A 21,669-nucleotide genomic window follows, 5' to 3' on the forward strand; every position below is an offset into this window, starting at 1 on the left:
TAAGGGAGGAAACTTATGAAATATGCGCTTCTAACGGCGGCTATGGCCGCAGGGATAGCCACAACGGCACCCGCACAAGAGATTACATTGGGCCGGTTCTTCGGAGCATGTGAGGACGCAGGTACGGACACCACTGCATCCGCAGGTGAGGCCTGCATCATTCAGTCTATTATCAACGCCGCCGATGCCGAGCTTGATGGGATCAGCATCAACACCCTGCCCACTGACTGGGGCAATTACTACGATCAAGTCAAAGCCGCCTATGCGGGTGGTACGCCCCCCGACGTTCACGTCATGCACCGACACCGTGTGCCCGAGTTTGCCGGTCTTGGTGCAATCGCCGAGATTTCCGGCGAGTTGGAAGCAGCCGGCATCGACCCATCCGACTGGTCGCCAGCAGCTTTGGATGCTGTCAGTTTCAATGGTGGCATCTACGGCGTCCCAATGGATTTCCACGCCAACCTCTGGCACGTGAACATGGACCTGATGGAGCAAGCCGGTTTGGTTGCAGATGGCAAGCCTGTGCTGCCAACGTCACCGGATGAGCTCCTTGCTCATGCGCAGCAGTTCAAGGACGCGACCGGGCAGGATTACCTTGCCGCTGACTTTGCCCAGTTCCCATTGGGTGTGCGGACGGTTCTGGCGCTCTTGTGGCAGCAGGACGCCAACATCTTCACAGATGACGGCACGGCGACCATCAACACACCCGAAGCGCAAAATGCTGTCACGGCCATCACCCAGCTGTTTGATGCCGAGTTGGCCAATCCGCAGCTAAACTACGCAGACAGCCAGCAAGCGTTCCTGAATGGCGAGGCCGGAATTTTGGTCAACGGCACATGGGTCGTTGATTTCTACACTGCTGAAGCCGCTAAGGAAGAAGTCGGCCTCGACAACTACTATGTTGCCGACTTCCCGACGTTGTTCGCAACGGGTGCGACTTGGGCCGACAGCCACATGTGGGCAATTCCTGCATCCCTTGAGGGAGAGCAGCGTGCCGCTGCGTTGAAGGTCATGGCGTTCATCAACGACCATAACATCGATTGGGCCCGCACTGGCCACATGTCGGTTCGCACATCTGTGGTTGAAAGCGCAGCCTACCAAGGCTTGCCGCATCGCGATGAATACACCGGCACAGCCGCCATCGCACGCGACACGCCACCGTCTGAGCGTTACGGCGCAATCCAGGACGTGCTCAACCGTGAGCTTCAGGCCATCTGGCTGACAGACAAGCCTGTTGGCGATGCATTGGCTGACGCAGAGATCGAAGTTCAGGACCTGCTGGACCGCTAAGAAACCTACCGCCCCGTTGCAACCAGCGGGGCGGTTCACGTTTTACGAACAAAGGTGCGCCCATGACCCGTTGGACAAGCAAACACGCCAAAGACTGGTGGCAAGGCCGCCCTTGGGTCTGTGGTTTCAACTTTCTACCCTCGACCGCTGTCAACTTCATCGAAATGTGGCATCCCGATACCTTCGATATGCCGACGATTATACGGGAACTTGGTTGGGCGGCCGACATTGGTTTCAACGCAATCCGCGTCAACTTGCCGTATCTTGGTTGGGTTCATGACGCCGACGGGCTTATGGATCGACTCGATCAGGTAATGGACGTGGCCCACGGTCTTGGCATCGACACAATCCCATGCCTGTTTGATGATTGCGGATTTGGCGGGGATGAACCTGTTTGGGGATCGCAGGCCGAGCCAGTGCCTGGCGTTCACAACAGTCGCGCTGTCGCCTCACCGGGTCGGGCAATTGTTATGGACCCCGAACAGCGTGAGAGCTTGCAAGCCTACGTTCAGGCAGTCGTTCGCAAGTTCCGTGACGACCGCCGCATCCTGTTCTGGGATTTGTATAATGAACCCGGCAACCGGATGAATTTTTCGGATGGTGATTTTGAGCATTACGCTTCTGCACTTGAACAAAGCGCTTTGTCACTGATGGAAAGCTGCTTTGAATGGGCAAGGTCACAATATCCGATCCAACCGCTGACGGTCGCAGCATGGACTACCCCACTGCCGGGCGATGACAGTCACCCTTACCAAACCGAGATTGACCGCAGCGCATTGCTGCATTCAGACATTGTCACATTCCACGCCTACTGGAACCGCGCACGTGTGTCCGAATTTATAGACGTTCTGACCGTCCTCGACCGCCCGATCCTGTGCACCGAGTGGATGGCCCGCGCTGTCGATAGCCAGATCAGTGACCAACTCGAGCTTTTTCATGACCGTCTTGTCGGATGTTTTCAATGGGGGCTGGTCAAGGGTCGCACGCAGACGTGGGTGCCGTGGCCAGACGAGTTGGTCAAGGCGCATGGCGGAGATCCGAGCCGTGACATCTGGTTCCACGATTTGCTGCATGAGGACGGGCGACCCTACGACGAACGAGAAATTGAAACCATCAAGCGGCTTACCTCAAGCGAAGCGCGGATGCATGAAAGGACGGCAATCTGATGTCAGGCGTCACGATGAATAACGTCGTCAAGAAATATGGTGACGTGCAGGTGATCCACGGGATCGACATGCAAATCGAAGACGGCGAATTTTGTGTTTTCGTCGGCCCGTCCGGATGTGGCAAGTCAACTTTGTTGCGCATGGTCGCGGGATTGGAAGAGACAACCGCTGGCACGATGACCATCGGTGCGCGGGACGTGACAAAACTCGACCCGTCTGATCGTGGTGTCGCGATGGTTTTCCAGACTTATGCGCTCTATCCGCATATGACCGTGAAGGAGAATATGGGCTTCGGCCTGCGTATGAACGGCCACGCCAAACCCGAGATTGAAAAGAAGGTTGCTGAAGCCAGCCGCATTCTGAAACTGGATGAATATCTGGACCGAAAGCCCGCGGCACTTTCGGGTGGTCAACGACAACGTGTTTCCATCGGGCGTGCCATCGTCCGCGGCCCCGAAGTTTTCCTCTTCGACGAACCCTTGTCCAACCTTGATGCCGAATTGCGGGTCGAGATGCGGGTTGAAATCGCCCGTCTGCACAAGGAAATCGGTGCTACGATGATCTACGTGACCCACGATCAGGTCGAGGCGATGACGCTGGCCGATAAGATCGTGGTGTTGCGGTTGGGGCAGATTGAACAAGTTGGCTCGCCGCTAGACCTGTACCGTGATCCCGACAACAAATTCGTCGCAGGATTTATCGGCTCGCCTGCAATGAATTTCCTCGATGCGACAGCAGGCGAAGACGGAGTGACGATCCCGTCCTTGAAGATGACCGTCCCGAACCTGTCGGGCGCGACTGGTAAGGCCATTACAGCCGGACTGCGCCCCGAGCACCTTGAAATCGATCCAGCAGGCGATGCCCTGCACGTTGATTTGGTGGAAAGCCTGGGCGGTGTGTCCTTCGCCTATCTGGTTTCGGACACCGGCGAGAAAATTGTCATCGAAGAGCGCGGGGATGAACGGGTCAATGAAGGTCAACGTGTGGGCCTGAAGTTTGATCCCAAGCGGCTCTACCTCTTCGACGCCGAAACAGAACAGCGTCTGCGCGGATAAGACGCCTGTGACACCGAAAATTCAGCCCTTTGGAATGCTGCCGGATGGAACACCGGTGGACCGTGTATCCATTGTCGGCGGGGGGCTGACTGCGAATATCCTCACCTACGGCGCAACGGTTCAGGATTTGCGGCTCGACGGGGTAGACCATCCACTCGTCCTTGGTGCGCCTGTGCTGAAGCCATATCTTGGGCCGATGACGTATTTCGGCGCGATCGTCGGACGGTTTGCGAACCGGATTGCTAACGGAAAGTTCAGCATAGGCGACGAAACTAACCATGTTCCGGCCAATTGGCTCGGTCGCCATGCCTTACATGGTGGCCCGGTTGGTACAGGGCAGAAAGTCTGGAAAATTGGCGCGCTCTCCGCAGACAGCCTGCGCCTTGATCTGACTTTGCCGGACGGAGATATGGGGTTCCCCGGCGAAATGTCGGTAAGCGCACGCTTTTTCCTTGGCGGTGACGGTGACCTTGCCATCGACATTCAGGCAACGACCGACGCCCCAAGTCCTTGTTCCTTTGCACATCATGGATACTTCAATCTGGATGGTGGTGCCGACATTACGAACCATTTACTGTGGATAGATGCGCAATCTTACCTTCCCGTCGATGATGATCTGATCCCAACTGGTGAGGTGGCAGACGTGGCAGAAACACCCTTTGATTTCCGCACAGCGCGCGAGCTTGAATCAAGGAGAATTGATCACAACTTCTGCCTGTCCGCCCGCCAGGTTCCCCTACGACCTGTGGTCGAACTATTCAGCGGCGAGAGCGGGATCGCCATGCGTGTCGAAACCACCGAGCCAGGGCTTCAGATCTACGATGGTGGGTACATCCCGAAAGAGGGACTGCCTGGGCTGGATGATTATCGCTACGGACCGTTCGCAGGGATCGCGATGGAAACGCAAAGCTGGCCGGATGCGCCAAACCGCCCCGATTTTCCGAGTGCCATACTCCTGCCGAGTGAGACATATTCTCACCAGATCCGCTATCGCTTTCAACGGAACCGCAGGCAAGTTGGGTGGGATTAGAAGGCCGATTCATCATCCTGGGACGGCGGAAGTTACAAGGGTAATGCTATTGCCTGCAGCCAATTGAGCGGACTTTCATGCATCGTGCAGCATCCGGTAAAATGGGCTCAAACCAGCCATACCGATTTTTCGCTGACCGCCTGCGTTGACCCCGGCGAAGCAAACGCACATCTATAAGTCATGCTCATTGGTCTCGCCCTTCCTGTCGCTTTGCTCATACTTGCTGCAATCCTTGTGACGCGGGGGATTGAAGCGTTGATGCCGGAAAGCATGGCTGGGATCGTCGCGACATTTGTCCTTTCACTGCTGTTGCTTTGGGCCTTTTCGGCAGGCCTGTTCGCGGCGCTGTACTTTTGGCGCGGCGTGACTTTCGCCTCATTCTTTGGAGAGTCGCAGGGCTGGCGGCATTTTCTTTGGCTGGGGGCCAAAGCCGCTCTTGTCTGGGGGCCAATCATGTTGCTGGTTGTCATCACCGCCCCGAGCCGCTGGAAAGAGTCCGTATGGTGACGCACGTCCGGGTCTTGATTTTCCCGCGCCGTCCAGTCAGGTGAAGGGCAAAGGGGACCAAGGTTCATGTATGCGCTTCTTCAGCTATTGGTGGTCGGCTTCATCATTTTGACCGTGGTCTACGTGGCCCTGTCGATTTATTCGCGCCGCGTGCGGCGGGCCAAGCTGATCAACGAGTGGAACGACGAGGGCCGGATTGGCGATCGCGAAACCTTTGTCGAAGAAGGCCTCAAGGACTATGATCACTCGCTCAGGCGCAAATTGATCCTTGGGGTTTACGTGGTGCCTTTGGTGTTGATTGGCACTATCATCTATCTGACGAATTTCCGCTAAGGAGGCCAGGATGGTCTATGTGAAATGGGTGTTTATCACGGCGTTCTGGCTGCTGGTCGCGGCGTTCCTGCACTATACGCTGCCGCAGCACGATATCGCGCGCATCACCGACACCTATGAAAAGCGGATTGATCCGGGCGAAAACAGCCTGTTCTGGGCGCAGGCCGACGTGGGCACCGATGGGACACTGCAAAACCGCGATGTGTTCTTTATCCAGACCCGCCGTCGCGGCGATGACGTCATGGTTTACCGCAACGAGGACACCGGCTGGGGTTGGCCGCCGTATTTCAAGTTCGACACCTCGAACCTTCAGGCCGAGGCGGCTGACCTCCGCTCGATCGCGAGCGATCCGCAATGGGTGGTGATCACCCACTATGGCTGGCGGAACGAGTTCATGACGATCTTCCCCAACGCCATATCCGTGCGTCCGGTCGATGACCCGGACGTGCGCATTATCCCCTGGCTGAACATCTTCATCCTGACTTTGCTTGCCGCCACCTTTTGGGCTCTCCGCGTTCGCTGGGTCCGCTTCCGCGAACGCCGCATCGACCCTGCGCTGGAAAGCGTCGAGGATTCGGTACACGCAGGTGGCAGCCGTTTGCGGCGCTTTTTCAGTCGTTAATAGGGCCATCATGCGAACTGTTTTTCTGACCTTTGCCTTGTGGATGTTGGCCGCGCCCTTGGCGGCACAGCAGGACTGTGTCGAGTTTCTAGGCAAGTGCCACAACACCGGCAGCAGTTACGTCACCGTGAAACTACGCCAAGACGGTGCCGATCTAAGCGGGATCGGCGTTCTGGACTGGGCAGAATCGGTGGAATTGATCGGACCCGAAGGGCAACGTCCACCGGTGTCCATCGCGGCGCTGGCCAATCTGCCAAATCTCAACAATCTGAGGTTGGAGAACCTGACCGTTTCAGACCCCGGTGCCCTTGGTGAACTTCAAGTCGAGGATCTGGGATTCAAAAGTGTCTCTGCGGACGATTTCTCTGGTCTGGCCCGCGTGGCGCAATTGCGTAAACTGCGCTTTGTGAATGTGTCCGGCCTGCCCGGTCTGAAGCTGGCCAACCTGCCGCCGCTGGTCGATCTGACCTTGGTCGACACACCCTTGCCCGCGCTGGACGGGCTGGAGCGGCTGACCGACCTGCAAAGCCTTGTTCTGGCAAATACAGGTGCAACTGATCTGTCGGCTGTCGCGGCGCTGAACCTGCGCAGGTTCATCATGCGGGGCGAGCGGCTGGACGACCTGTCGATGCTGTCCGGCAGTCCCAATCTGGCGTTTCTTGTCCTCAATGGCTCTGAGGTCACCTCGCTGGACAGTCTTCCGCACCCGGACAGTTTGATGAATCTCAGCGCCTTGGACAGTGCACTGGAAGATATCTCAGCTCTCTCGGTCGCCAAAAAGCTGCGCAATCTTGATCTGCGCGGCAGCAAGGTTGCGGATGTGACCGGAATCCACCATCTGCCGCTGCTCGAAGAACTGGACCTGCGCGAGACACCCGTTTCTGACCTGTCTCCACTTGCCAATCTGCGCGCGCTGAAAAAGCTATGGCTGACTGACACGAAGGTGGCAGACCTAGGGCCGTTGGCCGGGTTGCCGTCGATCGAACAACTTTCGATCTCAGGCATTCCCGCCACGCAGGCTTATGCGCTGGCGGCGCTGGACAAGGTGACGATCCTGTGGATGAACCACACACGCGTGGGCGATCTGAAACCTTTGCTGGACATGGACGCCCTGCAAGCGCTGCGGATCGATGATGAAAAAATGGTCGCGCGGGAGCGTTTGGAACAGTTCATCGCCCAGCGGGTCCTGCCCGAGTAGGCGCGGACCATACGGGGGCCTTACCGTTTGCCGTAGTAAAGGCCCACAACGTGCTCTGCCTCGGCAAAGAACAGCCAGCGGGCGGTCAGTACCCCCGCGACGTGCGAGAGCACTGCCAGCGCCGCCAGGATGTGGTTGAATGGCAAGGCAAGGCAAAGAATGGGCAGTACGCTCATCAAGGCCAGCGCGATCACCCGCAGTTTCGCGGCATGTTTGCGCCCCACGACAAAGACCATTTCGCGCAGCAAGTAATTGTTGCCGGTATGCGGCGGCTCGAACGCGCGGGCGGTGCCGATCGGACCAAGACCGGTAGCCGTCGCAAGTGTGGTGCCAGACTGGGCAAAGCGTTTGTCACCATCGTACCAGATATACATCTGCACCAGCCCCGACAACACCAACCCCGCCGCGGTGATCGAAACCCTGCCGGACAGCAACGCACCGCCCGACAGGCTGAGAAGCAAGAACAACAGCGGTGTCGTCCAGTGATGCCAACGCGGCACAGTCTTCAACTGCGCATAGATCATCGAGGTCGCAAAGACGGTGGCAAGGCAGAGTATCGCGGCCAGCCAACCCAGCGGAGCAATATGGATGTCAAAAAACACCAAGAACAGGGCGTATAGACCCGAAAGGCCAAGCGCCGCCAAGGCCAGCCATGCTTCGCGCGACAGCCAGCTTGTGCGCCATTGCGAAAACGCCTTGAGTGCGCGCTCCTTGCGGCCAAGGTGAAAGGCCGAGGCCATCAGCCCGCCCACGGCCAGCAGATAGGCGATCAGGAAAAAGACAAAAGCCGTCCCGCCAGTGGGCGGTATGGCGTCGATGCCAAGCCAGAACAGCAGGCCAAAGCCGAGGCCGGAAAAGGTGGTAAATGCGATGATCGATGGAGCCGGATGCATCAGAGCTTCTCCAACGCTTTGTCGAGCCAGCCAAGAAAGCCACGCGGTTCTTCCGCGACAGGCGCAAGGAAGGGGGCAAGCACATCGACCTGCCCTTCCCACGTGTCCTTGGGGCGTGGCGGCAGGTATTTGTTGACGGGTTTGGTGCCTTGTTCTGGCATCAGGTCCACCCCGCCGCGCTCGGCCACCAGTTGGCTGACGGCGCTGCTGGGGTCACCAAGATCGCCGAAATGCCGCGCGCCTGACGGACATGTACGCACGCAGGCCGGAACGCGATCCTCCTCGGGCAGATTTTCGTTATAGATCCGGTCGACGCAGAGGGTGCATTTCTTCATCACCCCCTCGGCGGCATCCAGTTCGCGCGCGCCATACGGGCAGGCCCATGCGCACAAACCACAGCCGATACAATCGCTCTCGTTCACCAGAACGATGCCGTCCTCTACACGCTTGTAGCTTGCGCCGGTGGGGCAGACGGTGACGCAGGGCGCGTCGTCGCAATGCAGGCAGGATTTGGGAAAGTGGATCAATTGCGCCGCGCCCGACTCCGGCTGCACCTCGTAGCTGTGCACGCGGTTCAGAAAGCTGCCTGTCGGGTCGGCGCCGTAAGGGTCCTGATCGGACAAAGGCGCGCCGTAATTCTCGGTGTTCCAGCCTTTGCAGGACACCACGCAGGCGTGACAACCAACACAGGTATCCAGATCGATCACAAGTCCAAGCTTGGTTTGGGTCGAGGTCGGAAGATCGGTCATGGCTTCACCTTCCAGCGCAATTCAGTCGGGGCGGGCGGCACGGGCGAGCTTTGGGCAGAGAAACTCGGCAGGCTTTCCCCGGGCGATTTCGTCTTTTCAAGTCGCACACGCAGATCAAACCATGCCGCCTGCCCTGTGACCGGGTCCGAGTTGGACCAGCGCAGCCCGTCGCCTTTGGGCGGCAAAAGCTCGTGGATCAGATGGTTGAGCAAAAAACCCTTGGTCGCCTCGGGCGCGTCCGGGTCCAGCGCCCATGCGCCTTTGCGCTTGCCGATGGCGTTCCAAGTCCAGACCGTGTCTTTGTTCAGGGCGGCCATATGGGCGGCAGGAACGGTGATTTCCCCGTGGGACGAGGTGACGCGCACCCAATCGCCGTCAGACATGTTCAGCTTTTCCCACCAGTAGGTCGGCAGATACAGCGGGTTATGACCATGGATTTGCCGTAGCCACGCGTTTTGCGAGCCCCAGGAATGATACATCGCCATGGGACGTTGCGTCAGGGCGTGCACCGGGAATTCGGCAGGGTCTTCGTGCGCGTCTGACAGCGGGGCATACCAAAGCGGCAGGGGGTCCAGCGTGGCCTTGATCCTTTCGCGCAGATGCTCGGGCGGTTGATGCGGGCCTTTCCCTTCGGCAGCGGACTGAAAACGGCGAAGCGGTTCGACGTACAGCTGGAACAGATAGGGCGCGGGCGCATCAAACAGCCCCATTTGCACGGCCCAGTCCTGATAGGCCATGTTCCAAGGCTTGTAGAACTGGGCCTCGTCCGGGATGTGGAAGGTGGCAAAGCCGCCGTTCGCAATATAGCTGTCGATCTGGGCGATATTGGGATCCCCCCGACCATGGGTCAGACCGCGTTCGGACATACGCCAGCCCGCAAGCGGGCCGATCCCGGGCTTGCGCAGGTGGTTGGTGATGTAATCGGCGTAATCGGCATAACGCGCCTCGCCGTTGTCATCGACAAATCCGAGCAGGCCCAGCCGCGCCCCAAGGTCGATCAGCACGGACTGAAAGCCGCGAACATCGCGGTCAGGCTGCACCACTGGCCAGCGGATCGCGTCCGCGGCCGCGTCCGGTTCGGAAATCGGGCGATCCAGCAGCGAAATGCAATCGTGCCGTTCAAGGTAAGTGGTGTCTGGCAGGATCAGGTCGGCATAGGCCACCATTTCCGAGCTGTAGGCATCGGAATAGATGATCCGCGGGATCACGTATTCTCCGTCCTCGTCGGTATCGGTCAGCATCTCCATCACCGCGCGGGTGTTCATCGACGAATTCCACGCCATGTTCGCCATGTACAAGAACAGCGTGTCGATCTTGTAGGGATCTCCGGCATGAGCGTTCGAGATGACCATATGCATCAAGCCGTGCGCCGAAAGCGGGTTTTCCCAGGTGAAGGCCTTGTCGATGCGGATCGCCTTGCCGTTGGCGTCCAGTGCAAGATCAGCCGGACCCTGCGGATAGCCTAGGTGCGGGCCATCCAAGGGTGCGCCGGGCGTGGCGGTAAAGTGCGGTTTCGGATGCGTCTCGGCCGCCTTCGGATAGGGCGGTTTAAAGCGCATCCCGCCGGGTGTTTCGACCGCGCCCAGAAGGATCTGCAGGATGTGCAGTGCGCGGCAGGTCTGAAAGCCGTTGGAATGGGCCGAAATCCCGCGCATGGCGTGAAAGCTGACCGGGCGCCCGATCATCTTTTCGTGCCGGTCACCGCGAAAATCTGTCCAGGGTTGGTCAAGCTCAATCGCCTCGTCAAAGGCGGTGCGGGCCAGTTCGGCGGCGATGGTTCGGATGCGCGCGGGCTCGATCCCGGTCTTTGGGCCGATCTGTTCCGGGGCATACTGCGGATCCAAATAGCGTTCCGCGATCTTGTGCATGACAGCGGCGTGGGTGATGCCCGCCTTGCGGAAATGGCCGGTCAGATCCGGCTTTACGCCCGGTTGATCGAAAGCTGTCAACTTGCCGGTCACGCGGTCGATGACCTGCGGCTTGCCGTTTTCATCGCGCAGAAACAGGCCATAGTCGGGCGACTTCGGATCGCCATTCAGGATCACCGGCGCATTGGTGAAACGGGCAAGGTAATCAAGATCGATCTTGCCCGCTGTCAGCAGGCAATGGATCAGCGACATGATGAACAACCCGTCCGTGCCCGGCATGATGCCAATCCATTCATCCGCCACGGCGTTATAGCCGGACCGGATCGGGTTCACTCCGATCACCTTGGCCCCGCGCTCCTTGAGCCGACCGATCCCCATCTTGATCGGATTGGAATCGTGATCCTCGGCCACACCAAAGATCATGAACAGTTTGGTATGCTCCCAATCCGGCGAGCCGAACTCCCAGAAGGCGCCTCCCATGGTGTAGATACCCGCCGTCGCCATGTTGACTGAGCAGAACCCACCATGCGCCGCGAAATTGGGCGTACCAAATTGCTGCGCCCAAAAGCCGGTAAAGCTTTGGCTTTGATCGCGTCCGGTGAAAAAGGCGAGTTTTTCGGGCGCCTCGGCACGCAGGGGGGCCAGCCAACCAGTGGCAATCTCCAACGCCTCGTCCCAAGTAATTTCCTCAAACTTGCCGGACCCGCGCGGTCCGATGCGTTTCAAAGGCGCACGCAGGCGCGAGGGCGCATTGTGCTGCATGATACCGGCGCTGCCCTTGGCGCAAAGCACCCCTTTGTTGACCGGGTGATCGCGGTTGCCCTCGATATAGGCGACCTTGCCGTCCTTCATATGCACGTTGATCCCGCAGCGGCAGGCGCACATGTAGCAGGTGGTCTTGCGAACCTCGTCCGATACATGGGGCGAGGTGTTCAAGGCTGGCTGCCGGTATTTTGTCATGCGTTAACTCCCTGAATCGCGACGCTAACGCCTTGGCCGTGTTGTGCAAGGCCCCACATCAGCTAATCCCCAATCTCAAAAGTCCCATGGCCGCGAGTGAAATCAAAAGGCCAAGGCAAACGGGGCGGTAATAGGGTTCCCACTTTGGAGTGAACAGCGCGCGGCCCAGAAACAGCCCCGCCAGTGTCGGCACGATCAGAACAACGGCGCGCAGAGCGGCTTGTCCGGTCATCGTGCCCACCACCAGATGGCTGATCAGCCCAAGTGTGCCGCCGCCGAGGATGTAGATATTCAACGTACCACGCATCTGCCGTGCGGGCAGACCCCGAACCAGCGCATAAATCGCGATGAACATGCCGCCTGCCCCGGAAATCCCGGTGATCAGTCCGGCACAAAATCCGCTGAGCATTGTGCCGGGACGCGTGGCCAGAAACAGCAGGCGCAGCCGGGCCAATTGCGCCAGTGCCAAAACGATCAGCACCAATAGCGCTAGCGTCTTGGACACACCGGGATCGAGCGACAGGCTGAACAACAAGCCGAGCGGCAAACCCAACGCAGAACTGACAATCAGCGTCAGCGCTGTGGTACGCTCGGCATCTGCCCAGCCGCCTTTCATCAGGATCAGGCTCGCCGCCATTTCCAGAAACCAGAAGACCGGAAGCAGCTGGACCGGAGAGATAAAGCTCGCAAGGATCGCCATGGCCAGCGCCGACAGGCCAAAACCCGCAAAACCGCGGATCGCGCCCGCTGCAAAGCAGGAGCCGATAGCCAATCCCGCGACGCCGGGCGGTAGATCGAGAAGACCGCTCACCTTTGGTCGATGGCCTTGTAGGGGCGCGCTTCGGGACCGTTGTACAGGGTCAGCGGACGGATCAGGATATTACTGCGTTGCTGTTCAAGGCATTGAACCAGCCAGCCCGGCATTCGGCCGATGGCAAAGATCGGGACATACAGGTCCATCGGAATGCCGTGCAACTGATAGATGACGCCAGAATAGAAGTCGACGTTCACGTTCAGGCCGTGGCGGGCATAGGGCTTCATCGCCTCGACCACCGCTTGCAGGATCTCGTACCACTCGGGCGCCCCCATTTCTTCGCCCAACTTGCGCACACCGTCGCGCATATGACGCGCGCGCGGATCTTCGGCGCGATAGACGCGGTGGCCAAAGCCGGTGACAGCCTCACGGTTGCCGCGTTTCTCTTTGACATAGGCGGCCGCGTTTTCGGGTTTGCCGATCTCTTGGACCATCTTCATGACATCCTCTGCGGCGCCGCCATGGGCAGGGCCTGCGAGGGTGGACAGGGCAGTGACCATGGCCCCGTGCAGGTTTGCTTCGGTCCCCACAGTCACCCGTGCCGCAAAGCTTGAGGCATTCGCCCCGTGCTCAGCGTGCAGAATGAAATCGACATCCGCCAGCCGCGCCGCGTCATCTGACGGCTTTTCCCCCTTGAGCATCCACAGCCAGTTGGCGGCATGGCCGAGGGTCCGTTCCGCTGGCACCGGGTCGCGACCATTGCGGATCGCTTCATGCGCAGCGATGATCATCGGCACCTGTGAGGTCAGTCGAATACCGTTCTTCAGAAACCCCTCTTCGCCCTTTTCATGGCTGGACGGTTCCAGCGCAGCAAGCGCGCTGACACAGGTGCGTAGCACGTCCATGGGATGGCCGTCCTTGGTGGCGCGAATGATGTCGTAGATCTGCGGCGGCAATTCGCGCGCCGCCTTGAGCTGGGCGTCGAACCCGGCAAGCTGCGCCTCGTTGGGCAATTCGCCGTGGATCAGCAGGTAGCAAACCTCTTCAAAGGTGCTGTGCTGCGCCAAATCGTGAATTGTGTAGCCGCGATACAGCAACTCGCCTTTGGCCCCATCAATATGGCTGACCCCGGAGCGCTCGAAATAGATGCCTTTAAGCCCTCGGTTGATCTTGACGTCGTCGCTCATTGCGGGCTCCTTTTCGAGTGAACAGAGGAGGATGGCATGCCGATCCTGGATGAGATTTTCGAAAGCGCCCGTGGGCGCGGCGCGCGGGTTGTGTTCCCCGAGATGGCGGATGCACGCGTGGCTGAGGCCTGCAAGAAGCTCAAGGCAGACGGGCTCTGCGAACCCCTGCGCCTGTCAGAACCAACCGAGGCGCAATTGGCCGCTTTGGTCGACGCGCGCGGCATGAAAGAAGGCATCGCACGCAGGATGCTGGCCAAGCCCTTGTTTCGTGCGGCAGCCATGGTCGCAGCAGGAGAGGCGGATTGCATGGTCGCGGGCGCCGACAGCCCAACCCGGCGGGTGATCGAAGCGGCCAGCATCGGGATTGGATTGGCTGACGGGGTCGCCCTGCCATCATCGTTTTTCCTGATGGTCTTCCCGGATGGACGTGAGATGGTATTTGCCGATTGCGCGGTGAACGTTGCGCCGGATGCAGAAGGGCTGGCCAGCATCGCGCGCGCATCCGAGACATCAGCCAAGGCGCTTCTGGGCGCGGCAAGGGTCGCGCTGCTGTCCTTTTCAACCGGAACCAGCGGCGCGGGCGACAGCGTCGAAACCGTGCGTCGCGCCGCTGAGATCGGGGGCTTTACCGGCCCGGTGCAGGCGGACGCGGCGTTGAACCCGCGTATCGCGGAAAAGAAGGGGATGGGGGCGGGGGACGCCAATGTGTTGATCTTCCCTTCCTTGGATGCAGGCAACATTGCCTACAAGCTGGCGCAGGAGTTGGCGGGCGCGCAGGCGCTTGGGCCAATCTTGCAAGGCTTTCGCCACCCGGTCTGCGATCTGAGCCGGGGGGCAAATGTCTCTGATATCGTGGCGGCCACGGCAGTGACCGTCGCTTTGACCTAGGCGGGGCCAAATCTCTTCCAAAGAGATTTGCAAATTCCTTTGAAAGGAATTTGTCGGCCTCAAACTCTCTGTGGTCGCATGTCGGCCTTGTCGATGCCGGCCACCACGTTGGGTTTCTTCATCGCATCGCGGCGGAAGGGTTCGCCAAGTTCTTGGTTGATCAAAGCTTCGATCAGCGTGGTCTTGCCATGTTCCATCTGGTCCTTGATCGCCTTATCCAGCGCCGCTGTCAGTTCATCCATCGTACGCGTCTTGACACCTTGCAGACCGCAGGCCTTGGCGATGTCGGCATAAGACACATCCTCGTCCAACTCGGTCCCGACAAAGTTGTCGTCATACCACAAGGTCGAATTCCGCTTTTCCGCCCCCCATTGGTAATTGCGGAAGACGATCTGCGTGATGGCCGGCCATTCAGCACGCCCGATGGCCGTCAGTTCGGTCACCGAGATGCCAAAGGCGCCGTCCCCGGCAAAGCCCACCACAGGCACATCCGGGCAGCCGATCTTGGCCCCGATGATGGCAGGCAGGCCGTATCCGCAGGGACCGAACAGGCCAGGAGCAAGGTATTTGCGCGGCTCGTCAAAGGTTGGATAGGCGTTGCCGATGGCGCAGTTGTTGCCGATGTCACTGCTGATGATCGCGTTGCGCGGCAGGGCGCTTTGGATCGCGCGCCATGCCATACGAGGGCTCATCCAGTCGGGCTTGTCATCGCGGGCGCGCTGGTTCCATGACGTGCCGGGATCGTCGTCTTCGTGATCCATGGACGACAGCTGTTGCGCCCATTTCGATTTGGTCTCGGCGATCTTGGCCTTGCGCGCGTCGCGGCCCGCGTCACCTGCGTTTTCGGCCAGTTGCCGCAGGATACCGTGCGCGACCTTGGCGGCGTCGCCGACAATGCCAACGCTGACCTTCTTGGTCAGGCCGATACGGTCCGGGTTTATGTCGACCTGAATGATCTTCGCGTCAGCAGGCCAGTAGTCCATCCCATACCCAGGCAGCGTCGAGAAGGGGTTGAGCCGGGTGCCAAGACACAGCACCACGTCGGCCTCCTTGATCAGCTCCATCCCGGCCTTCGATCCGTTATAGCCCAGCGGTCCGGCAAACAGAGGATGCCCGCCCGGAAAGGCATCGTTGTGCTGATAGCCAACGCAAACCGGCGCATCCAGCCGTTCGGCCAGCTCCATACTGGCGGCGATCCCGCCCTTGGACAGCACCACGCCGGCGCCGTTCAGAATGACCGGATTTTTGGCTTCGGACAGCAGCGCAGCCGCCTCGGCGACCGAATTTTCGCCACCCGGAGAGCGTTCAAAGTTGATCGGTTCGGGGATCTCGATATCAACGATCTGCGTCCAGTAATCGCGCGGCATGTTGATCTGCGCGGGTGCGCTTGCCTGTTTCGCCTTGGAGATCACGCGGGTCAGCACCTCGGCGACGCGTGACGGATCGCGCACCTCTTCCTGATAGGCCACCATATCCTTGAACAGCGCCATCTGCTCAACCTCCTGGAAGCCGCCCTGCCCGATGGTCTTGTTCGCCGCCTGCGGCGTGACCAGCAGCAGCGGTGTATGGTTCCAATAGGCGGTTTTGACTGCAGTCACGAAGTTGGTGATGCCGGGGCCGTTCTGGGCAATCATCATGCTCATCTTGCCGGACGCGCGGGTATAGCCATCGGCCATCATCCCGCCCGAGCCTTCGTGCGCGCAGTCCCAGAACATGATCCCGGCCTGCGGGAACAGATCGGAAATCGGCATGAAGGCTGAACCGATGATACCAAAGGCATGTTCAATCCCGTGGCGCTGGAGGACTTTTACAAAGGCCTCTTCGGTGGTCATTTTCATGGGTCTGTCTCCTGAAACGGGAATGCCAGCACAAGCGGCGGAGGTTTGGCGCCACGGTAGAGGGCGCGGCGATGGGCGGATAGGGCCAGATTGGCAAACGGAATAGTGCCAAATTGCTGCGAGGCGCTGTGCCAATTCATGAATGCCAGTCGCCTTTCGAAAAATGACGACTGCGGCGGGAAAGATAGACTGATGTTATACCACATACACCGCGCGTCATCTGCCCAATGTCGATGCGTTCGCCGCAAACGGGCCGGACCGTTACTGGCGCTTGTCGGCGATCGCCTTGTGCAAAAGGCCAGAAGTCGTTTCGCCCCAAATGTCCCAGTTCAGGCGGTCTTCGTATTCCTGCCGGGCGCTTTGGGTCAGGGTGATATAGGTTTCGGGCGCGTCCAAATACCGGACGATCTGCGCGGCGAAAGCCTCGGGGCCGGACCCCATCGGCAGGGCGTGGCCGTTAACTCCGTCCCGGATTGGCACGCCGCCAACCCGCAGGCACAAGGATGGCAGCCCAAATGCCGACGCCTCGCAAAAGGCAAACCCGTAGGATTCGAACGAGGGCTGCACAAGGAAATGCGCACGGGCCAGCTCGGCGTTGAAGTCTGCAAGTTCAGCGGGAACAGATTTGTCCAACTGCGGATGAATCGTGACCCATTCGTTGACGTGGAAGGACGGCGGCACACAGCCAATCACTGTCAGCCGGGCGTCGATGCCCTTCGCACGCAAGGCCTGCATCGTGTCAAAGGCAATCGGGCCGCCCTTTGCGAACCAGTTGCGCCCGATCATCAGCAACTGCACAGGAGTCCCGCGGGAAATGTTGCGCGGCGCAGGAGTCTCGGGACGGTCGATATTCGCGCCCCAAGGCACCAGAACCGAACGCTCCGGTGCCATGCCATAGCGCGCCTCTGCTGCCAGTTTCAGCCATTCAGAAGGCCACAACAGCAGGTCCACCTTGCTGAGAACCGCGTTTTCCTGTCGTTCGACCCAGCCATCCAGAAGCGGACCAATGCTGAACAACCTTTTATGGGCCTGCCCGATCTCAGAGGTGCGATAGACCGTTTGCGTCGCGTCCGAGGAATAGGCAGTCACCATGCCACGCGGCACCCGCAAATGCGCCAAAGACTGGAACGAATAGGCGGCGAACAGCACGTCATATTGACCCTTGGCCAGTTCGTCCTGAATGCCGCGCGCAATGATCCGGGACAGCGCCAGTTGGGCCCGCCAGCGCAGGCGCAGGTTTACCGACTCCGGCATGGCAGCAATCACCCGGCGCACCGCATCCATGCTGTGCCAGCCGGAGGACAGAACTGTCACCTCACCGGCATGGCTTTGCAACGCATCGAAAATGCGTGCATTCCCTCCGGAATAGAGGTTTCGATCCAGCGGAGACATATCGCAAAGATACGCAATCCGCAGCCTGTCCTTGACCATTGCCACCCCACGACTCGTACATTTGGAAAATTGCGCGCAAAATAAGGCCAAACTTGGGCACTGTTTCGCCGTTGCCGCAAAAGCCCCCCAACGAGCCCTTGATCGTTTCTCATTCCTTGCTTTCGGCCCAATGTGGACGCGACATTGCCGCAGCCCGTTGCTAGGATGACGGCACTCCGGCGCTATGCGTCATGGCAACCGAGGCGTTTGATGCCCAACCCGATAGCCTTTTTCGCGCTGGCCATTTGGCCGCTCGTCTCGGCGGTGCTGTTCATGCGCCTGCCGCGCGACCGTGCGCTTATCTGGTCGTTGATGCTGGGTTACCTCTTCTTGCCGGAACCGCCTGCGGCTTTCGACCTGCCGCTGATGCCGCCGCTGAACAAACACAACATTCCGGCGCTGGCGGCCTTTGCGCTGATGCTTTGGCGCTATGGTCACAAGGGGCCTTTGTTGCCGGTGTCCTGGGTTGGGCGAGTGTTGATCCTGACCTTTGTCTTCTCCCCCATCATGACCGTCATGACCAACGAGGACCCGGTGTTCTTTGGGCAGGTTGGCCTGCCCGGTCTGGCGATGAAAGACGCGGTTGCGCTGATTGTTCAGCAGGCCTTGCTGGTGCTGCCCTTCCTTTTGGCCCGTCAGCACCTGGCGAACGGCGGCGCCCAGCGCGAACTTTTGGTGGCGCTGATGATCGGCGGGCTGGTCTATTCCCTGCTCATGCTGATCGAAATGCGCCTGTCGCCGCAGTTGAACCTGTGGGTGTACGGCTATTACCAGCACCTTTTCGGGCAAAGCATCCGCGCTGGCGGCTATCGCCCGGTGGTTTTTTTGTATCACGGGCTTTGGGTCGCCTTTTTCGTCATGACCTCCGGGGTGTCGGCATGGGCGCTTTGGCGGATGGATGACAAATGGAGCCGCGTGAAGCTGCTGGGCGCGGCGCTCTATCTGACGGCGATCATTTTCATGGCCAAGTCCTTGGGCGCCTTGATCTTTGCCGTCGCGCTGATCCCGGCAGTAGCATTTCTCAGCCGTCTTGCGCAGATCCGAATGGCGATTTTCATCGGCCTTCTGGCGGTCAGCTATCCGATGTTGAAAGGCGTCGATCTGATCCCCGAACAAAAGCTGCTGAACGCCATCGCCAGCATTGAGCCGGAACGGGCCCGGTCGCTCGACTTCCGCTTTGACAATGAGCAGACCTTGCTGGACCGGGCCTATATCAAACCAGTGTTTGGCTGGGGCAGCTGGGGGCGAAACCATATCCTTGATCCGGTCAGCGGCAATATCCTGACGGTAACCGACGGGCGCTGGATCATCGTGATTGGCGTTTATGGCTGGGTGGGCTTTCTGGCCGAGTTCGGACTGCTTGTCTGGCCACTGATCCTGCTTTGGCGCGAATCCTTTGCGCACAGGGAAATCGCCGTTTCCCCCTTTGTTGCGCCTATCTCCCTGATCCTTGCGGTCAACATCTTTGACATGTTGCCCAACGCCACCCTGACGCCTTTGACATGGCTGATTGCCGGGGCGCTGACTGGCTATGCAGAACAATTGCGCGCCGAGCGGCTGAAACTGCAGCAGCATGTTTCGCGGCTGAACTGGCAATCGGTGATGTAATCCATGAGCACAGGCAAAAGACTGCGCGTGCTGGCCATTGCCGAGGCGGCAAATCCGGAATGGGTCAGCGTGCCTTTGGTCGGTTGGTCTCTGGCCACGGCGCTGCGCGACGTGGCTGACGTGCACATCGTCACCCAAGTCCGCAACCGCGAGGCGTTCCTGCGTGCCGGTCTGCGCGAGGGGGCGGATTTCACCGCCATCGATTCCGAGAGCTTCGCCCGCCCGATGTGGAAACTGGCCGAGCTTTTGCGCATGGGCGACGGCAAGGGCTGGACCATGGTGCAGGCGATCAACGCCCTGAGCTATCCGCATTTCGAAAGGCTGGTCTGGAAGCAATTCGGGACCAACATCCAAGGTGGCGCTTATGACATCGTGCACCGGATCACCCCCCTGTCGCCGACGATATCGTCGTCGCTGGCGGGAAAATGCGCGCGCGCCAACGTGCCGTTTGTGCTCGGTCCGCTCAATGGCGGCGTGCCCTGGCCTCAAGGGTTCGAAGCCGAGCGGCGCGCCGAAAAGGAATGGCTGAGCTACATTCGGTCTGCCTACAAACTGCTGCCCGGCCGCGGGGCAACACTGCGCCATGCCTCGGCGATCCTTGCCGGGTCGCGGCACACCGCCAAAGAAGTCTCCGCAGGCGTGGCCGACAAGGTGATCTATCTGCCCGAAAACGGGATTGACCCGGCGCGGTTCAACCGTGCAGCCGCGCCAGGCGGCCCACTGCGCGGCGCTTTCGTCGGGCGTCTGGTTCCCTACAAGGGGCCGGACATGTTGATCGAAGCCGCCATGCCCCTGCTTCAGAGCGGACAGCTCAAGCTTGAGATCATCGGCGATGGACCGATGATGTCTGCCTTGCTGGAACAGGCCAAGGGGCTTGAGGGCGTGTCTTTCCACGGCTGGAAACCCCATGATGAGGTGCAGGATATTCTCGCCTCGTGCCACCTGCTGACCTTCCCCTCGATCCGGGAATTCGGCGGCGGGGTGGTGCTTGAAGCAATGGCCTTGGGCGTGGTCCCATTGGTCGTCGATTACGCCGGTCCCGGCGAATTGGTTGGGCCGAGTGTCGGCCTGAAGGTTCGCTGCGGAACACGGGCCGAGATCACGCGCGACTTCGCAGCGGCGCTGACGGCGCTTGCCGACGATCCCTCGGGCCTGCCCGCCATGTCACAAGCTGCGCGAGACCGGGTGCAAAGCCACTTTCTTTGGAGCCAGAAGGCCCGGCAGATCGCGCAGGTCTATGACTGGGTTCTGGCGGGCCGCTCAACGCCAAAACCTGATTTTTTCGGAATGTCTGAGCCATGACCCGCTTTTGCGCCCTTTTGCGCGCCGTGAACGTGGGCGGCACGGGCAAACTGCCAATGGCCGATCTGCGCGCCATGTGCACCGATCTGGGCTTTGCTGACGTGCAGACCTATATCGCCAGCGGCAACGTGGTTTTCAGCAGCGATGCGGCGGCGGACGCCGTGAAATCGGCGCTTGAGGCGCGGTTGGAAAGCTACGCAGGCCAGTCCATGCCGGTGATGCTGCGCGATGCGGATCAGATGCGAGCGGTTCTGGACGCGATACCATTTGCGGGTGCCGATCCGAAACAAGTCGTGGTGCTGTTTCTTGACACAGCGCCCGGCCCGAATGCGCTTGAGGCCCGTCATCAAAAGGACGAAGTCCTGCGGGCAGGCGCACGCGAAGTCTATGTCTATTATCCAAGCGGTATGGGGTCTTCGAAACTCACCTATCCCGCGATGAAACTGGGCACAGCGCGCAATCTCAATACCCTGCGCAAACTGGTGGACTTGCTTCACGCCTGAGAGATCACCCTCGCCGGTATGCCAGCCACCGTGGCGCCAGCAGGTACGTCTTTGGTGACAACCGCATTCGCCCCGATCACCGCGTGATCACCGACCGTCAAGGGACCAATCAGCTTGGCCCCGGCGCCGATATCCACGTGACCGCCCAAAACCACTGCCCCGGCAAGGGTGACTTGATGGAATATCATGCAATTCACCCCAATCTTGGCGTCAGGATGGATGATGATGCCGGTCGGATGGGTCAACCGCAGCCCGCCACCGATTTCCGTGTTCAGGTGAATTTCGGACTGGCAGATTGTCGACCAGAAAAGATGGTTCAGTGCCCAGTATTTGGAGTACAGCCGCGCGACGACACCGCCGTTCGCCCGGGCCGCTTGATACCTCCGCAGCGCACGCATCAGCTTTTGCCCCGGATCCCAATACCGACCGATGGACTCGCGGCTCCAATCCGGGGTCTGCGCCGATATCTGATTGCCTGTCATGTTGC

At 59.8% G+C, this 21,669-nt stretch carries 20 protein-coding genes; 12 read left to right on the forward strand and 8 right to left on the reverse strand.

Annotated elements, in window-relative coordinates; all coding sequences use genetic code 11:
- Positions 1–15: 15 nt before the first annotated feature.
- The 8 genes from ACOYQJ_RS07470 (at position 16) to ACOYQJ_RS07505 (ending at position 7,201) form a co-directional block, all read left to right on the forward strand.
- Positions 16–1,290 carry an extracellular solute-binding protein gene (locus ACOYQJ_RS07470; RefSeq protein WP_422905392.1) on the forward strand — a complete coding sequence of 425 codons (1,275 nt, stop codon included), beginning with the start codon at positions 16–18 and terminating at the stop codon, positions 1,288–1,290.
- A 62-nt stretch (positions 1,291–1,352) separates the two neighbouring features.
- Positions 1,353–2,456, forward strand: coding sequence for a glycoside hydrolase 5 family protein (locus ACOYQJ_RS07475; RefSeq protein WP_422905393.1), 1,104 nt, complete (start codon positions 1,353–1,355; stop codon positions 2,454–2,456).
- Entirely contained in the window at positions 2,456–3,511 is a 1,056-nt protein-coding gene (locus ACOYQJ_RS07480; protein WP_422905394.1) for an ABC transporter ATP-binding protein, read from the forward strand. The genes ACOYQJ_RS07475 and ACOYQJ_RS07480 overlap by 1 nt, the downstream gene beginning before the upstream one ends.
- A 7-nt stretch (positions 3,512–3,518) precedes the next feature.
- Positions 3,519–4,541 carry an aldose epimerase family protein gene (locus ACOYQJ_RS07485; RefSeq protein ID WP_422905395.1) on the forward strand — a complete coding sequence of 341 codons (1,023 nt, stop codon included), beginning with the start codon at positions 3,519–3,521 and terminating at the stop codon, positions 4,539–4,541.
- Positions 4,542–4,799: 258 nt separating this feature from the next.
- The gene (locus ACOYQJ_RS07490; RefSeq protein WP_422905396.1) at positions 4,800–5,048 is read left to right on the forward strand and encodes a hypothetical protein; all 249 of its coding nucleotides are present in this window, start codon (positions 4,800–4,802) and stop codon (positions 5,046–5,048) included.
- Positions 5,049–5,114: 66 nt separating this feature from the next.
- On the forward strand, positions 5,115–5,381 hold the full coding sequence (locus ACOYQJ_RS07495) for a hypothetical protein (RefSeq protein WP_422905397.1): 267 nt from the start codon (positions 5,115–5,117) through the stop codon (positions 5,379–5,381).
- Between the two features lie 10 nt (positions 5,382–5,391).
- Positions 5,392–6,003 (forward strand): DUF1523 family protein, encoded by a 612-nt coding sequence (locus ACOYQJ_RS07500; protein WP_422905398.1) that lies wholly within the window; start codon positions 5,392–5,394, stop codon positions 6,001–6,003.
- A 10-nt stretch (positions 6,004–6,013) separates the two neighbouring features.
- Complete coding sequence (locus ACOYQJ_RS07505) at positions 6,014–7,201, forward strand: leucine-rich repeat domain-containing protein (protein ID WP_422905399.1); 1,188 nt, start codon at positions 6,014–6,016, stop codon at positions 7,199–7,201.
- A 20-nt stretch (positions 7,202–7,221) separates the two neighbouring features.
- Here the strand turns inward: ACOYQJ_RS07505 and ACOYQJ_RS07510 are convergent, their stop codons facing one another.
- The 5 genes from ACOYQJ_RS07510 to ACOYQJ_RS07530 are packed head-to-tail and all read right to left on the reverse strand — an operon-like array spanning position 7,222 to position 13,612.
- On the reverse strand, positions 7,222–8,094 hold the full coding sequence (locus ACOYQJ_RS07510; protein WP_422905400.1) for a dimethyl sulfoxide reductase anchor subunit family protein: 873 nt from the start codon (positions 8,092–8,094) through the stop codon (positions 7,222–7,224).
- Entirely contained in the window at positions 8,094–8,843 is a 750-nt protein-coding gene (locus ACOYQJ_RS07515; protein WP_422905401.1) for a 4Fe-4S dicluster domain-containing protein, read from the reverse strand. The genes ACOYQJ_RS07510 and ACOYQJ_RS07515 overlap by 1 nt, the downstream gene beginning before the upstream one ends.
- Positions 8,840–11,671: a molybdopterin oxidoreductase family protein gene (locus tag ACOYQJ_RS07520; RefSeq protein WP_422905402.1), complete on the reverse strand. Its 2,832-nt coding sequence runs from the start codon at positions 11,669–11,671 to the stop codon at positions 8,840–8,842. The genes ACOYQJ_RS07515 and ACOYQJ_RS07520 overlap by 4 nt, the downstream gene beginning before the upstream one ends.
- 58 nt (positions 11,672–11,729) lie before the next feature.
- On the reverse strand, positions 11,730–12,482 hold the full coding sequence (locus ACOYQJ_RS07525; protein ID WP_422905403.1) for a TSUP family transporter: 753 nt from the start codon (positions 12,480–12,482) through the stop codon (positions 11,730–11,732).
- Positions 12,479–13,612, reverse strand: a complete 1,134-nt coding sequence (locus ACOYQJ_RS07530; protein ID WP_422905404.1) for a citrate/2-methylcitrate synthase — start codon at positions 13,610–13,612, stop codon at positions 12,479–12,481. Before ACOYQJ_RS07530 ends, ACOYQJ_RS07525 begins: the two co-directional genes overlap by 4 nt.
- A gap of 36 nt (positions 13,613–13,648) precedes the next feature.
- Between ACOYQJ_RS07530 and ACOYQJ_RS07535 the strand changes: the two genes are divergently transcribed.
- Positions 13,649–14,500 carry a phosphate acyltransferase gene (locus tag ACOYQJ_RS07535; RefSeq protein ID WP_422905405.1) on the forward strand — a complete coding sequence of 284 codons (852 nt, stop codon included), beginning with the start codon at positions 13,649–13,651 and terminating at the stop codon, positions 14,498–14,500.
- A 59-nt stretch (positions 14,501–14,559) separates the two neighbouring features.
- On the opposite strand, the gene xsc is transcribed toward ACOYQJ_RS07535, so the two are convergent.
- Both xsc and ACOYQJ_RS07545 read right to left on the reverse strand, forming a co-directional pair.
- A complete protein-coding gene (gene xsc, locus ACOYQJ_RS07540) occupies positions 14,560–16,338 on the reverse strand; it encodes a sulfoacetaldehyde acetyltransferase (protein ID WP_422905406.1) in 1,779 nt (592 codons plus the stop codon).
- A gap of 261 nt (positions 16,339–16,599) precedes the next feature.
- The gene (locus ACOYQJ_RS07545) at positions 16,600–17,769 is read right to left on the reverse strand and encodes a glycosyltransferase family 4 protein (RefSeq protein ID WP_422905701.1); all 1,170 of its coding nucleotides are present in this window, start codon (positions 17,767–17,769) and stop codon (positions 16,600–16,602) included.
- A gap of 210 nt (positions 17,770–17,979) precedes the next feature.
- Here ACOYQJ_RS07545 and ACOYQJ_RS07550 point away from each other — a divergent pair, with 210 nt between their 5' ends.
- From ACOYQJ_RS07550 to ACOYQJ_RS07560, 3 genes are read left to right on the forward strand one after another with little or no spacing between them, the layout of a single operon-like run.
- Positions 17,980–19,377, forward strand: a complete 1,398-nt coding sequence (locus ACOYQJ_RS07550; protein WP_422905407.1) for a hypothetical protein — start codon at positions 17,980–17,982, stop codon at positions 19,375–19,377.
- A gap of 3 nt (positions 19,378–19,380) precedes the next feature.
- Positions 19,381–20,679, forward strand: a complete 1,299-nt coding sequence (locus tag ACOYQJ_RS07555; protein WP_422905408.1) for a glycosyltransferase family 4 protein — start codon at positions 19,381–19,383, stop codon at positions 20,677–20,679.
- Positions 20,676–21,182, forward strand: a complete 507-nt coding sequence (locus ACOYQJ_RS07560; protein WP_422905409.1) for a DUF1697 domain-containing protein — start codon at positions 20,676–20,678, stop codon at positions 21,180–21,182. Before ACOYQJ_RS07555 ends, ACOYQJ_RS07560 begins: the two co-directional genes overlap by 4 nt.
- Here the strand turns inward: ACOYQJ_RS07560 and ACOYQJ_RS07565 are convergent.
- Entirely contained in the window at positions 21,173–21,664 is a 492-nt protein-coding gene (locus ACOYQJ_RS07565) for a serine O-acetyltransferase (protein WP_422905410.1), read from the reverse strand. The genes ACOYQJ_RS07560 and ACOYQJ_RS07565 overlap by 10 nt on opposite strands.
- Positions 21,665–21,669 lie beyond the last annotated feature (5 nt).

This window comes from Pacificoceanicola algae (assembly GCF_049341065.1).
In the GTDB taxonomy this organism is placed as follows: Bacteria; Pseudomonadota; Alphaproteobacteria; order Rhodobacterales; family Rhodobacteraceae; genus Pacificoceanicola.

What these genes read in the sequence shown, in the direction of transcription:
- ACOYQJ_RS07490 (WP_422905396.1), top strand. Translation starts at nt 4,800, where the DNA reads ATGCCGGAAAGCATGGCTGGGATCGTCGCGACATTTGTCCTTTCACTG.
- ACOYQJ_RS07515 (WP_422905401.1), bottom strand. Translation starts at nt 8,843, where the DNA reads ATGACCGATCTTCCGACCTCGACCCAAACCAAGCTTGGACTTGTGATC.
- ACOYQJ_RS07555 (WP_422905408.1), top strand. Translation starts at nt 19,381, where the DNA reads ATGAGCACAGGCAAAAGACTGCGCGTGCTGGCCATTGCCGAGGCGGCA.
- ACOYQJ_RS07565 (WP_422905410.1), bottom strand. Translation starts at nt 21,664, where the DNA reads ATGACAGGCAATCAGATATCGGCGCAGACCCCGGATTGGAGCCGCGAG.
- ACOYQJ_RS07505 (WP_422905399.1), top strand. Translation starts at nt 6,014, where the DNA reads ATGCGAACTGTTTTTCTGACCTTTGCCTTGTGGATGTTGGCCGCGCCC.
- ACOYQJ_RS07550 (WP_422905407.1), top strand. Translation starts at nt 17,980, where the DNA reads ATGCCCAACCCGATAGCCTTTTTCGCGCTGGCCATTTGGCCGCTCGTC.
- ACOYQJ_RS07520 (WP_422905402.1), bottom strand. Translation starts at nt 11,671, where the DNA reads ATGACAAAATACCGGCAGCCAGCCTTGAACACCTCGCCCCATGTATCG.
- ACOYQJ_RS07480 (WP_422905394.1), top strand. Translation starts at nt 2,456, where the DNA reads ATGTCAGGCGTCACGATGAATAACGTCGTCAAGAAATATGGTGACGTG.
- ACOYQJ_RS07530 (WP_422905404.1), bottom strand. Translation starts at nt 13,612, where the DNA reads ATGAGCGACGACGTCAAGATCAACCGAGGGCTTAAAGGCATCTATTTC.
- ACOYQJ_RS07495 (WP_422905397.1), top strand. Translation starts at nt 5,115, where the DNA reads ATGTATGCGCTTCTTCAGCTATTGGTGGTCGGCTTCATCATTTTGACC.
- ACOYQJ_RS07500 (WP_422905398.1), top strand. Translation starts at nt 5,392, where the DNA reads ATGGTCTATGTGAAATGGGTGTTTATCACGGCGTTCTGGCTGCTGGTC.
- ACOYQJ_RS07475 (WP_422905393.1), top strand. Translation starts at nt 1,353, where the DNA reads ATGACCCGTTGGACAAGCAAACACGCCAAAGACTGGTGGCAAGGCCGC.
- ACOYQJ_RS07470 (WP_422905392.1), top strand. Translation starts at nt 16, where the DNA reads ATGAAATATGCGCTTCTAACGGCGGCTATGGCCGCAGGGATAGCCACA.
- ACOYQJ_RS07560 (WP_422905409.1), top strand. Translation starts at nt 20,676, where the DNA reads ATGACCCGCTTTTGCGCCCTTTTGCGCGCCGTGAACGTGGGCGGCACG.
- ACOYQJ_RS07535 (WP_422905405.1), top strand. Translation starts at nt 13,649, where the DNA reads ATGCCGATCCTGGATGAGATTTTCGAAAGCGCCCGTGGGCGCGGCGCG.
- xsc (WP_422905406.1), bottom strand. Translation starts at nt 16,338, where the DNA reads ATGAAAATGACCACCGAAGAGGCCTTTGTAAAAGTCCTCCAGCGCCAC.
- ACOYQJ_RS07545 (WP_422905701.1), bottom strand. Translation starts at nt 17,769, where the DNA reads ATGGTCAAGGACAGGCTGCGGATTGCGTATCTTTGCGATATGTCTCCG.
- ACOYQJ_RS07510 (WP_422905400.1), bottom strand. Translation starts at nt 8,094, where the DNA reads ATGCATCCGGCTCCATCGATCATCGCATTTACCACCTTTTCCGGCCTC.